We start from the raw sequence: 11774 nt of genomic DNA, 5'->3' as shown, positions 1-11774 counted from the left end.
CCTACGCACGGAGCGGGCGGTCCGGGGGTGGACGGCCGAGAAGAATCTCAGCGGGCGCGACGCGACATGCGCTCCATGTCGAGGATCACGACCGAGCGCGGCTCGAGCCGCAGCCAGCCGCGCGACGCGAAGTCGGCGAGCGCCTTGTTGACCGTCTCGCGGGAGGCGCCGACCAGCTGGGCGAGCTCCTCCTGGGTGAGGTCGTGGTGGACGTGGACGCCGTCGTCGGCGGTGCGGCCGAAGCGCTCGGCGAGGTCGAGCAGCGCCTTCGCCACGCGGCCGGGGACGTCGGAGAACACCAGGTCGGCGACGACGTCGTTGGCCTTGCGCAGGCGGGCGGCGAGCTGGGCGAGCAGGCCGCGGGCGACGACCGGGCGTCCCTCGAGCCAGCGCAGCAGGTCCTCGTGCGACAGCGAGGCGAACTCGGCGTCGGTCACGCAGGTGACGGTGGCCGAGCGCGGGCCCGGGTCGAAGAGCGAGAGCTCGCCGAACATCTGGCCGGGGCCCATGATCGCCAGCAGGTTCTCGCGCCCGTCGGAGGACGTGCGGCCGAGCTTCACCTTGCCCTCGAGGACGACGTACAGCTTGTCGCCGCTGTCGCCCTCGTGGAACAGAACCTCACCGCGGCGCAGCCGCGTGGTGGCCAGCGACGTGCGCAGCGCTGCCATGGCCTCGTCGTCGAGGGCACTGAACAGTGGCGCCTGACGGAGTACGTCGTTGTCCACGCTTCCTCCAAAGTTGCGTAAAACCCGGTCGGCGGCATCCTAGCCAGTGCGGCATGTCACACCTAACAGGCGCGCAGGGTCGTGCCCGGGTGGACACGCCGACGGAGGCTGTCGGAGCCACACCGTAGGGTGACCTCCGTGCGGCCGATCGACATCACCGAGGAGACGCCGACCCAGCTCGTCCGACGGGCGCGCAAGATCGACCGGGTCCTCGCCGAGACCTACCCCGACGCCAAGGCCGAGCTCGACTTCGACAACGCCTTCGAGTGCCTGGTCGTCACCGTGCTCTCGGCGCAGACCACCGACAAGCGGGTCAACGCGGTGCGTCCCACGCTCTTCGCGGCCTACCCCGACCCGGCGTCGATGGCGTCCGCCGACCGCGCCCACCTCGAGCAGATCGTCGGCCCGCTGGGCTTCTTCCGGGCCAAGACCGAGTCGCTGCTCAAGCTCAGCGCCGCCCTCGTCGAGAAGTACGACGGCCAGGTGCCCGCGCGCCTCGACGACCTGGTGACGCTGCCCGGCGTCGGCCGCAAGACCGCCAATGTGGTCCTCGGCAACGCCTTCGACGTCCCCGGCATCACCGTCGACACCCACTTCGGCCGGCTCGCGCGCCGGCTCGGCTGGACCGACGAGACCGACCCGGTCAAGGTCGAGCACGCGGTCGGCGCGCTCTTCCCCAAGCGCGACTGGACGATGCTCAGCCACCACCTGATCTGGCACGGCCGCCGCCGCTGCCACGCGAAGAAGCCTGCGTGCGGCGCGTGTCCCGTGGCGCGCTGGTGCCCGTCCTACGGCACCGGGCCGACCGACCCCGTCGAGGCGGACAAGCTGGTCCGCACCGAGGGGCCCAACTGATGCGTCGCCTGTTCGCCCTGGTCGTCGCGGTGGTCGCGTCGGCGGTCCTGCTCACCGCCTGCGACGGCGTCGCGCCGGCGCTGGCGTGCAAGGTCGACGCCGACAGCCCCGACCTGATCAAGGACCGCGTCGCCGCCGGCATCGCCGACTGCACGCCGCAGGCCTGGTCGGTGGGCGACGGCGCGGCGGCGAAGGGCCTGCCCGGCCTCAAGCTCGACTGCCTCGGCGGCAAGGAGGGCGCCGCGCTCGCCGACGTCCACGGCCCCGCGATCATCAACTTCTGGGCGTCCAACTGCGGCCCGTGCCGCAAGGAGATGCCGGCGCTGCAGAAGTTCTACGAGACCTACGGCAGCCAGATCGCGGTCGTCGGGGTCAACTACCTCGACACCTACCCGGGCGCGGCCATCGACCTCGCCCATCAGAGCGGTGTCACCTACCCGTCGCTGGCCGACGGCTGCGGCGACCTGCAGAACACCAAGGCCAAGCTGCCCGGCGTGCTGCCGTTCTTCCTCTTCGTCGCGCCCGACGGCACCGTCTCCCCGCCCCACCCCGGCGGCGTCACGTCGGTCGCGCAGATCGTCGCGATGGTCAAGGACACCCTCGGCATCGACCTCCAGGCGCCGGTGGCCCCGTGAGCGAGCTTCCCACCGACCTGCCCGCCGACCTGCCCGCCGACCTGCCCGCCGACCTGCCCGACTGGCTGCGCCCCGTCGCCGAGGGCGCGCGGCAGATCAAGGGCAGCGACCTGACGGCCTTCCTGCCGCCCGAGGGCCGGGAGGTACGCCGTGGCGCGGTCCTCATGCTCTTCGGCGAGCGCGACGTGCTGCTCACCGAGCGCGCCCACGACATGCGCTCCCACCCCGGTCAGGTCTCCTTCCCGGGCGGCAGCATCGACCCCGGCGAGAGCGTCGAGCAGGCCGCGCTGCGCGAGGCGCAGGAGGAGATCGGCGTCGACCCGGCCGGTGTCGAGCTGTTCGGCAGCCTGCCCGAGCTGTGGCTGCCGCCGTCCAACTTCGCGGTGACGCCGATCCTCGGCTGGTGGCGCGACCCGGCGCCGATCACGGTCGCCTCGCCCGACGAGGTCCACGCGATCCACCGGGTCACGCTCGAGGAGCTGTTCGCCCCCGAGCACCGGATCCAGGTCCGCCACCCCGGCGGCTGGATGGGCCCGGGCTTCCTGATCGGGCCCGACAAGGACGTCATCCTCTGGGGCTTCACCGGCGGCATCCTCACCCGATTCTTCGACTTCCTCGGGTGGCTCCCACCCGTCGCCGACCCGCCGGTGCATGATCTTCCGGACTACATGCTGGCCGAGTACGTCCGTCGTACCGAGCGAGCGGCCGACGACGACGCAGGAGACGGCATGAACGGGATGGACATCCTGGAGCCGAACGAGTGAACCTCCTGGACTGGCTGCTCCTGCTGCTCGTCGCGGCCTATGCGCTGTCGGGCTACTGGCAGGGCTTCATCACCGGCGCCTTCGCCACGATCGGCCTGCTGTCCGGCGGTCTGGGCGGCATCCTGCTCGCGCCGGTCGTGCTCGGCGGGCTCAAGCCGTCGCTCGCGGTGTCGCTGGGGGCGCTGTTCGTCGTCATCCTGTGCGCGTCGCTGGGCCAGGCGCTGCTCCAGTACGCCGGCGCGCGGGTCCGCGAGCGGATCACCTGGCAGCCGGCGCGGGCCCTCGACGCCGTCGGCGGCGCGCTGCTCAGCGCGCTCGCCGTCCTGCTCGTCGCGTGGGCGCTCGGCCTCGCCATCTCCGGCACGCGGATCGGCGCGGTCACCTCGATGGTGCGCAGCTCGGTAGTGCTGGGCGAGGTCAACAAGGTGCTGCCCGCGACCGCCCCCAAGGCGCTGCAGGCGTTCAACAATGTCGTCGGCACGGGCTTCTTTCCGCGCTATCTCGAGCCCTTCGCGCCCGAGCGGATCGTCGAGGTCTCGCCCGGCCCGGCCGACCTGCCCGGCACCGCCAAGGTGAAGGCGACCCGCACCAGCGTGGTGAAGATCCGCGGCGCCAACCGCTGCGGCCGCGGGGTCGAGGGCTCCGGCTTCGTCGTCGCCCACGACCGGGTGATGACCAACGCCCACGTGGTCGCGGGCGTCTCCGACCCCGAGGTCAGCATCGACGGCGGCACCGAGCTGGCCCGCGTCGTCCTCTACAACCCCGAGCTCGACGTCGCCGTCCTCGCGCTCGACACGGGCGACGCCCCGGTGCTCGGGTTCGACCAGAGCGTCGGCGCCGACGACCCGGTGGCGATCGTCGGCTATCCGCAGGACGGCCCGTTCGACATCCAGACCGGCCGCGTGCGCGCCAAGCAGAACCTCCGCTCGCCCGACATCTACGGCGACGGCACCGTCGTCCGCGAGGTGTTCTCGCTGCGCGGCCTGGTCCGTCCCGGCAACTCCGGCGGCCCGATCGTCACGCCGCAGGGCAAGGTCGCCGGCGTCGTCTTCGCGGCGTCGGTCACCGACCCCGAGACGGGCTATGCGCTGACCGCCGCGCAGGTGTCCGACAGCGTCCGTGCCGGCACCGGCGCCGACCGCGAGGTCAACACCGGCGACTGTGCGTCGTAGCCGCTGCGCCATAGTGGCCCCATGACCGGGCCGTCGCCGATGTACCCCGCCTACGCCGCGCCGAGCGAGCAGGCCATGCGCCTGTACGAGGAGATGAAGCGCTTCCTCGCCGAGGACGTCCTCCCCGCCGAGGAGTCCTACGAGCGCCACCGCGAGCAGGCCGGTCCCGACGACCACACCGTGCCGCCCGTCGTGGAGGAGCTCAAGGTCAAGGCCCGCGCCCGCGGCCTGTGGAACCTCTTCCTGCCGAGCGAGTCCGGGCTGACCCAGCTCGAGTACGCGCCGATCGCGGAGCTGTCCGGCTGGAGCCTCGAGCTCGCGCCCGAGGCGATCAACTGCCAGGCGCCCGACACCGGCAACATGGAGCTGCTGCACCTGGTCGGCACCGACGAGCAGAAGCAGCGCTGGCTCCGGCCGCTGCTGGACGGCGAGATCCGCTCGGCGTTCGCGATGACCGAGCCGGCCGTGGCGTCGTCCGATGCCACCAATGTCGAGACCCGGATCGAGCGGGACGGCGACGAGTACCTCATCAACGGCCGCAAGTGGTGGATCACCGGCGCCGCCGACCCGCGCTGCCAGGTCCTCATCGTGATGGGCAAGACGGACCCGGAGGCCGCCACCCACCGGCAGCAGTCGATGGTGATCGTGCCCGTCGACACCCCGGGCGTCGCGATCAAGCGCTCCTACCCGGTCTTCGGCCGCCAGGACCAGCACGGCCACACCGTCATCGAGTTCACCGACGCCCGGGTGCCGGTCGGCAACCTGCTCGGCGAGGAGGGCGGTGGCTTCGCGGCCGCCCAGATGCGGCTCGGGCCCGGCCGGATCCACCACGTGATGCGGGCGCTCGGCGCGGGCGAGCGGGCGCTGGCGATGATGGTCGACCGGGCCAAGACGCGCACTGCCTTCGGCGGCCTGCTGGCCGAGCAGTCGGCGGTGCGGGAGAAGATCGCCGAGTCGCGCGTCGAGCTCGACCAGGCCCGCGCGCTGTGCCACCTCGCCGCCCACACCGTCGACACCGAGGGCAACAAGGGCGCCCGGCATCTCATCGCCGCCGCGAAGATCGCCGTACCGCGTGCGGTGCTGTCGGTCATCGACCGCTCGATCCAGCTGCACGGCGCCGCCGGGATCAGCGACGCGACGCCGCTCGCCGCGCTGTGGGGTTGGCATCGCGCGATGCGGATCTTCGACGGCCCCGACGAGGCCCACCTGACCACCCTCGGCCGCGCGGAGCTGACCCGCGAACCGCTGTTCCAGCTCCCGCCCGCCCGGCACGACCAGTTCCGCTGAACCGAAGGATCACGATGACTCTCGTCCGCTACACCCACGACGCCGGCGTCGCCCGGATCACCCTCGCCGACGGCGGCCGGGGCAACCCGATCCACCCCGACTCGGTCGCTGCGCTCCACGACGCCGTCCGCTCCGCCCACCGCGACGGCGCCCGGGTGATCGTGCTCGCCGCCGAGGGCCGGTTCTTCTCGGTCGGCGGCGACCTCGGCGCCTTCTCGGCCGCCGACGACGTCCCCGGCTTCATCGACGACCTCGCCGAGGCGCTGCACCGCGTCGTCAGCGAGCTGGTCCGCTCCGACGCGATCGTCGTCAGCGCCGTCCAGGGCACCGCCGCCGGCGCCGGCTTCCCGCTCGCCGCCGCGGCCGACATCGTCGTCGCCGCCGAGAACGCGAAGTTCAGCCTCGCCTACACCAAGGTCGGCCTCTCGCCCGACGGCGGCAGCTCGCTGCTCGTCCACACCCTCGGCCTCCACCGCGCCCTGCGCCTCGCGCTGCTCGGCGACCTGCTCACCGCCCAGCAGGCCTACGACGCCGGCCTGGTCGCGCGCGTCGTCCCGGCCGACGAGCTGGCCGCCACCGTCGACGCTGTCGTCGCGTCCCTCGCCACCGGCTCGGGCACCGCCCAGGCCGCGGCCAAGCGGCTGCTGCGGGAGGCCGTCGTACCGGCTCCGGAGAGCGCGCTGCGGAAGGAGACGCTGTCGATCCGCTCGCTCGCGGGATCGTCGGACGGGCGTGAGGGTGTGGCGGCGTTCGTGGAGAAGCGGGCGCCGAAGTTCAACGCCTGACGGGCGGCCGCCGCTGGTGGGCCGACGCCGCTTGTAACTCGGTGTCCATGCATCCACCACGGTGCTGTGACCGGTCATGACCCCGTGGTGGATGCCGGTGCACCGTGGTGGATGGGACGGCGGCGGCCTGCCGATGGCGCTGCCCGCCCGGCGTGTGGCCGCGTGTGCTCGCTCTGGCCGACGTCGTATGTAACTCGGTGTTCGTGCATCCATCACGGTGCTGTGACCGGTCATGACCCTGTGGTGGATACATGGACACCGAGTTACAAGTGTCCGCCCGCCGCCCCCGCGTCGCTCCCCGCGTGCCGCACCGGACACCCCGCGACCCCCGGCACCGGGAACGTGCCGAGCTCGCCCAGGGCATAGCCGCCCGGATAGCTCTTGATCCGCGGCAGGTCGGCGGTGAACACCGGCTTGCGGTTGGACGGGGTGTGGCGCAGCAGCCGGGCGCGGGCGCGCATCGCGACCAGGCTGAGCCGGCGGGCGAGCGGCGGGGCGGGGGCGTAGCCGAAGGCGTCGAGGAGGGGCTCGTCCATGAGGGCGCGACTGAACACCTCGACCGGCCGCCGTACGGCGCGCGGGTAGAAGGTCGTCAGCAGCTCGAGGGTGGAGTCGGCGACGCGGCGCCCGCCCTCGTCGAAGGCGAAGTGGGCGCGCTCGTAGTCGTCCATCAGGTGCATGAAGCCGTCGTAGGTCTCCGGGATGTCCTTGATGTTCATGTGTCGCCCGAGCGCGCGGTAGTAGTTGACGCTGGCGCGCAGCTCGTGGTCGGTGAGCGGGCGCCAGCCGTAGGCGTCGAGCCAGCGCTTCGGTACGACGACGAAGGTCGACAGCACGTAGCGGAAGTCGTCGTTGGAGATGTCGTAGGAGCGGTGCATCTGGTTGATCCGGCGCAGCGCGGTGCGGCAGGCCGCGCTGTCGAAGCCGTGGACGAAGGGCGCCTCGAGCAGCAGTGCGGTGTCGTCGTACCGCTTCTGGACGGCGCCGGTGAAGGCGCCGGTCTCGTCCAGGAGCCGGCCGATGCTGGGCACCGCGTAGGTGCGGAAGAGCGCGAAGCTGAGCGCCTGGGTGATGTCCCAGGTGAACTCGTAGAGCGCCAGGTTCTGGTAGATCTGGACGTACTCGGTCTCGGCGTCGAGAGCGTCGTTGCGGTCGCGCCACAGCGTCTTGGCCATGTGCCGACGATAGGCCCCGCAGGGGTAGAACGTATTCTACTTTGGCCGCTAGAGTGCGCCGCGTGAGCGCTCCCGACGTCTTCGCCCCGGTCGATCTCGGCCCGATCCGCCTGCGCAACCGGACGGTGAAGGCGGCGACCTTCGAGGGCCGCACGCCGTACGGCGAGGTGACCGACGAGCTGATCGCCTACCACCGCGCGCCCGCCGCGGGCGGCGTCGGCCTGACGACCGTCGCCTACCTCGCCGTCGCGCCCGAGGGCCGCACCCACCGCGAGCAGATCGTCGTGGGGGAGCGGACCCTGCCCGGCCTCACCCGGCTCGCCGACGAGATCCACGCGACCGGCGCGGCGATCTCCGCCCAGGTCGGCCACGCCGGCCCGGTCGCCAACGGCCGGTCGAACGCCGTCCCGGCGATCGCCGCGAGCCGGATGCCGAGCCCGCTGTCCATGCAGATGATCCGCGCCGCGAGCGAGCAGGATCTCACCCGCGTCACCCGTGCGTACGTCGACGCGGCCCGCGTGCTCGTCCGCGCCGGATTCGACGTCCTCGAGCTGCACATGGCGCACTCCTACCTCATCTCCTCCTTCCTCGCGCCGGGCCTCAATCGCCGGCGCGACCGCTGGGGCGGCTCGCTCGAGCGCCGCGCCCGGCTCGCCCGGCAGGTCGCGCGGGTGGTTCGCGAGGAGGTCGGCGACGCGGTCGCGGTGACCGCGAAGGTGTCCGTGTCCGACGGCTTCAAGGGCGGCGTGACCACGGAGGCGGGCATCGAGCTCGCTCGGCTGCTGGAGGCCGACGGCCACCTCGACGCGCTGCAGCTCTCGGGCGGCTCGTCGCTGATGAACCCGATGTACCTCTTCCGTGGCGAGGCGCCGGTCGCGGAGTTCGCGGAGGCGATGCCGCCGCTGGTGCGGTGGGGGATGAAGACCCCGGTCGGGCGCAGCTTCCTCAAGAGCTACGACTTCGAGGAGGCCTACCTCAAGCCGAAGGCACTGGAGTTCCGCAGCGCGGTCGCGATGCCGCTCATGCTGCTCGGCGGCATCAACCGGCTCGACACCATGCAGCAGGCGATGGCCGACGGCTTCGACTTCGTGGTGATGGGGCGGGCGCTGCTGCGCGAGCCGGACCTGGTCAACCGGCTGCAGGCCGGCGTCGCGGCGAGCGGGATCTGCATCCACTGCAACCGGTGCATGCCCACGATCTACTCGGGCACCCGCTGTCCCGAGTGGGCGCCGGGTGAGGTGATCCCGGCGCCCTGAGCATGGGGGCCGGAACCCCTTCCCAGGAACTAGAACCTGTTCTACATTCTCTGCATGTCACAGGTCATCCCGGAGAAGCCGTTGCGGGTCGTCGTCTGGTCGACGGGCACCATCGGCCGCCACGCCATCGTGGGCGTCGACGCCCACCCCGACCTCGAGCTGGTGGGCGTGTGGACCTCCACGCCCGAGAAGCACGGCCAGGACGCCGGCCTGCTGGCCGGCCTCGACCGTGAGCTCGGGGTCACGGCGACCACCGACCGCGACGAGCTGGTCGCGCTGCGCCCGGACTGCGTCATCCACGGCGCGATGACCGACGACCGGGTCTTCGAGTCCATCGACGACCTCACCGCACTCATCCGGGACGGCGTCAACGTGGTCTCGTCCGGACCGGTCATCCTGCTGCACCGCGACGGCACGCTGCCCGCCGAGATGATCGACGCGATCGACGAGGCCGGCCGCGAGGGCAACGCCAGCCTGCACGTCAACGGCATCGACCCGGGCTTCGCCAACGACGTGCTGCCGCTGGTGCTGACCAGCCTGAGCCAGCGGATCGACCACATCACGGTGGCCGAGATCGCCGACTACTCGACGTACTACCAGCCTGTCGTGATGCGCGACCTCTTCGGCTTCGGCCAGCCGCTCGACGACCCGGACGTCAAGCCGCTGCTGTGGGAGCCGGGCATCCTGACCACGGCCTGGGGCCCGGTGGTCCGCGTGCTCGCGGCCGGCCTGGGCGTCACCCTCGACGAGCCGCTGATCGAGGAGGTCGACCGGCGTCCCGCCGAGCGCGACACCAAGACCGTGTCGCTCGACGTCGCGGAGGGCACCATGGGGGCCGTCCGCTTCAAGGTCATCGGCACCGTGGACGGCGTCCCGCGGATCACCCTCGAGCACGTCACGCGTACGTCGCCCGACCAGGTGCCCGAGTGGCCCAAGCCTGCCGAGGGCGACGGCTGCTACCGCGTCGAGATCACCGGCGAGCCCTGCATGAAGCTGGAGTTCAGCCACCACGGCGAGCACGGCGACCACAACGTCTCCGGGATGATCGTCACCGCCCAGCGGCTGATCAACGCGGTGCCGGCCGTCGTCGCCGCCCAGCCCGGCCTGATCACCGCGCTCGACCTGCCGCTGGTCACCGGCCGCGGCCTGGTCGCCGGGACGAAGGAGGCCCGATGAGCATCCTCGACCGCTTCACCGTCACCGATCACGTCGCCGTCGTCACCGGCGCGGGCCGCGGGATCGGCGCCGCCACCGCGATCGCGCTGGCCGAGGCCGGTGCCGACGTGGTGCTCTCGGCGCGCACCGAGACCCAGCTGCACGACGTCGCCCGCCGGATCGAGGCCGTGGGACGCCGGGCGTTCGTCGTACCCGCCAATCTCGCGCACACCGAGGAGGTCGCGGGGCTCGCGCAGGCGGCGTACGACGAGTTCGGCCGGCTCGACATCGTCGTCAACAACGTCGGCGGCACCATCCCGAACGCCTTCCTCGACACCGACGTGGCGTACCTGGAGGAGGCCTTCCACTTCAACGTCGCCACCGCCCACGCGCTGAGCCGGGCGGCCGTGCCGCTGATGCTGCGGTCAGCCGGCGAGGGACGACAGAAGTCGATCACCTCGATCTCCTCGGCCATGGGCCGGCTGGCCGGCCGCGGCTACCTGGCCTACGGGACGGCGAAGGCCGCGCTCGCGCACTGGTCGCGGCTCGCCGCGACCGACCTCAACCCGGAGATCCGGGTCAACGGCATCTTCGTCGGCTCGGTGATGACGAGCGCGCTGGAGTTCGTCGCGGGCGTGCCCGAGATGAAGCAGCAGCTGGAGGACGCGACCCCGCTCGGGCGGATCGGCGAGGCTGAGGACATCGCGGCCGCGGTGGTCTATCTCGCCTCGGCCGCGGGCGCGTACGTCACGGGCAAGATGCTCGAGGTCGACGGCGGGATCCAGGAGCCGAACCTCGACCTGCAGCTACCCGACCTCCGGGCGGAAGTGAACGCTACCTAGAGTGGGCTCATGACATCGGGAGGGATCGCCACCGGACACGCCGTCTCGCCGGACTCGGGCCGGCACTGGGCGGACGAGGGGGCGTGGCGGGTCGCCGACGGCATCCACCGGATCCCGCTGCCCCTCCCGATGGACGCCCTCAAGGCGGTCAACGTCTACGTCGTCGAGGGCGACGACGGCCTCACCCTGATCGACGGCGGCTGGGCGATCCCGGTCGCGCGCGAGCTGCTCGACACCAGCCTGCGCTCGATCGGGTCGGGCTTCGGCGACATCAAGCGCTTCCTGGTCACCCACGTCCACCGTGACCACTTCACGCTGGCGACCGTCCTCGGCCACGAGTACGGCGCCGACGTCGTCCTCGGCCGTGAGGAGCAGCCCGCCCTCGAGCTGCTCCACCGCGCCGGCAACGACGGTCTCGACGAGAGCCCGTTCCTCGCCGTGCTGCGCACCGCCGGCGCCGAGGAGATCGCCGAGCTGTGGGCCGCCGGCCCCGGCGAGCTGCCCAGCCCGGTCGACTGGGCGTTCCCCGACGTCTGGCTCGAGGGTGACCGCACCTTCGACATCGGCCGCCGCCGGATCGACGCCGTCCACACGCCGGGCCACACGCCCGGCCACTACGTCTACGCCGACCAGACCGAGGGCGTGCTCTTCGCCGGCGACCACGTGCTGCCGACGATCACCCCGTCGATCGGCTTCACCGTGCCGCCCGCCGACCAGCCGCTGGGCCAGTTCATGGCCTCGCTGGCGCGGGTCCGCGAGCTGCCCGACCTGCGGATCCTGCCCGCGCACGGGCCGGTCGCGCCGTCGTCGTACGAGCGGGTCGACGAGCTGCTCGCCCACCACGAGGAGCGGCTCGACCAGTGCCTGGCCTCGCTCGAGGAGCGTGGCGACGCGACCTCGCTCGTCGTCGCCCGCGACCTCGGCTGGACCCGCCACGAGCGCGCCTTCGGCGAGCTCGACGTCTTCAGCCAGGGCATGGCCGCGATGGAGACCAAGGCCCACCTCGACCTGCTCGTCGCGCGCGGCCAGGCCACGCTGGTCGACCGCCCCGACGGGGTCGTCTACACGTCGGTCTGACCTGCCGCTGTGCGGAGTCGTGTGCCTGAGACCGCGTCTGGACGGG

12 protein-coding genes are annotated in these 11774 nt (G+C 72.2%); 10 read left to right on the top strand and 2 right to left on the bottom strand.

Features of this window, described 5'->3' with window-relative positions; translation table 11 throughout:
- Positions 1-47: 47 nt before the first annotated feature.
- On the bottom strand, positions 48-725 hold the full coding sequence (locus AB4880_RS07800) for a Crp/Fnr family transcriptional regulator (protein WP_038676545.1): 678 nt from the start codon (positions 723-725) through the stop codon (positions 48-50).
- A 138-nt stretch (positions 726-863) separates the two neighbouring features.
- Here AB4880_RS07800 and nth point away from each other — a divergent pair, with 138 nt between their 5' ends.
- The 6 genes from nth to AB4880_RS07770 are packed head-to-tail and all read left to right on the top strand — an operon-like array spanning position 864 to position 6223.
- Positions 864-1580 (top strand): endonuclease III, encoded by a 717-nt coding sequence (gene nth / locus AB4880_RS07795; protein WP_367918646.1) that lies wholly within the window; start codon positions 864-866, stop codon positions 1578-1580.
- Positions 1580-2215 (top strand): TlpA family protein disulfide reductase, encoded by a 636-nt coding sequence (locus AB4880_RS07790; protein WP_367918645.1) that lies wholly within the window; start codon positions 1580-1582, stop codon positions 2213-2215. Before nth ends, AB4880_RS07790 begins: the two co-directional genes overlap by 1 nt.
- Positions 2212-2979: an NUDIX hydrolase gene (locus AB4880_RS07785; RefSeq protein ID WP_367918644.1), complete on the top strand. Its 768-nt coding sequence runs from the start codon at positions 2212-2214 to the stop codon at positions 2977-2979. Before AB4880_RS07790 ends, AB4880_RS07785 begins: the two co-directional genes overlap by 4 nt.
- A complete protein-coding gene (locus AB4880_RS07780) occupies positions 2976-4151 on the top strand; it encodes a MarP family serine protease (protein WP_367918643.1) in 1176 nt (391 codons plus the stop codon). Before AB4880_RS07785 ends, AB4880_RS07780 begins: the two co-directional genes overlap by 4 nt.
- A gap of 21 nt (positions 4152-4172) precedes the next feature.
- Positions 4173-5438: an acyl-CoA dehydrogenase family protein gene (locus AB4880_RS07775; RefSeq protein WP_367918642.1), complete on the top strand. Its 1266-nt coding sequence runs from the start codon at positions 4173-4175 to the stop codon at positions 5436-5438.
- A 14-nt stretch (positions 5439-5452) separates the two neighbouring features.
- Positions 5453-6223: an enoyl-CoA hydratase/isomerase family protein gene (locus AB4880_RS07770; RefSeq protein ID WP_367918641.1), complete on the top strand. Its 771-nt coding sequence runs from the start codon at positions 5453-5455 to the stop codon at positions 6221-6223.
- A gap of 263 nt (positions 6224-6486) precedes the next feature.
- Here the strand turns inward: AB4880_RS07770 and AB4880_RS07765 are convergent, their stop codons facing one another.
- On the bottom strand, positions 6487-7398 hold the full coding sequence (locus AB4880_RS07765; protein WP_367918640.1) for an oxygenase MpaB family protein: 912 nt from the start codon (positions 7396-7398) through the stop codon (positions 6487-6489).
- 62 nt (positions 7399-7460) lie between these two features.
- Here AB4880_RS07765 and AB4880_RS07760 point away from each other — a divergent pair, with 62 nt between their 5' ends.
- Genes AB4880_RS07760 through AB4880_RS07745 form a run of 4 tightly spaced genes read left to right on the top strand, consistent with a single transcriptional unit; the run spans position 7461 to position 11728 of the window.
- The gene (locus tag AB4880_RS07760) at positions 7461-8654 is read left to right on the top strand and encodes an oxidoreductase (protein ID WP_367918639.1); all 1194 of its coding nucleotides are present in this window, start codon (positions 7461-7463) and stop codon (positions 8652-8654) included.
- Between the two features lie 54 nt (positions 8655-8708).
- Complete coding sequence (locus tag AB4880_RS07755; RefSeq protein ID WP_367918638.1) at positions 8709-9830, top strand: NAD(P)H-dependent amine dehydrogenase family protein; 1122 nt, start codon at positions 8709-8711, stop codon at positions 9828-9830.
- The gene (locus AB4880_RS07750; protein ID WP_367918637.1) at positions 9827-10651 is read left to right on the top strand and encodes an SDR family oxidoreductase; all 825 of its coding nucleotides are present in this window, start codon (positions 9827-9829) and stop codon (positions 10649-10651) included. The genes AB4880_RS07755 and AB4880_RS07750 overlap by 4 nt, the downstream gene beginning before the upstream one ends.
- Before the next feature lie 9 nt (positions 10652-10660).
- Complete coding sequence (locus tag AB4880_RS07745) at positions 10661-11728, top strand: MBL fold metallo-hydrolase (protein WP_367918636.1); 1068 nt, start codon at positions 10661-10663, stop codon at positions 11726-11728.
- Positions 11729-11774: the final 46 nt, after the last annotated feature.

The sequence above is a fragment of the Nocardioides ginsengisoli genome, from assembly GCF_039537225.1.
GTDB classification, from domain to species: domain Bacteria; phylum Actinomycetota; class Actinomycetes; order Propionibacteriales; family Nocardioidaceae; genus Nocardioides; species Nocardioides ginsengisoli.
The sequence above is the reverse complement of the archived record's forward strand: the minus strand, read 5'-3'. Positions and strand labels throughout refer to the sequence as shown.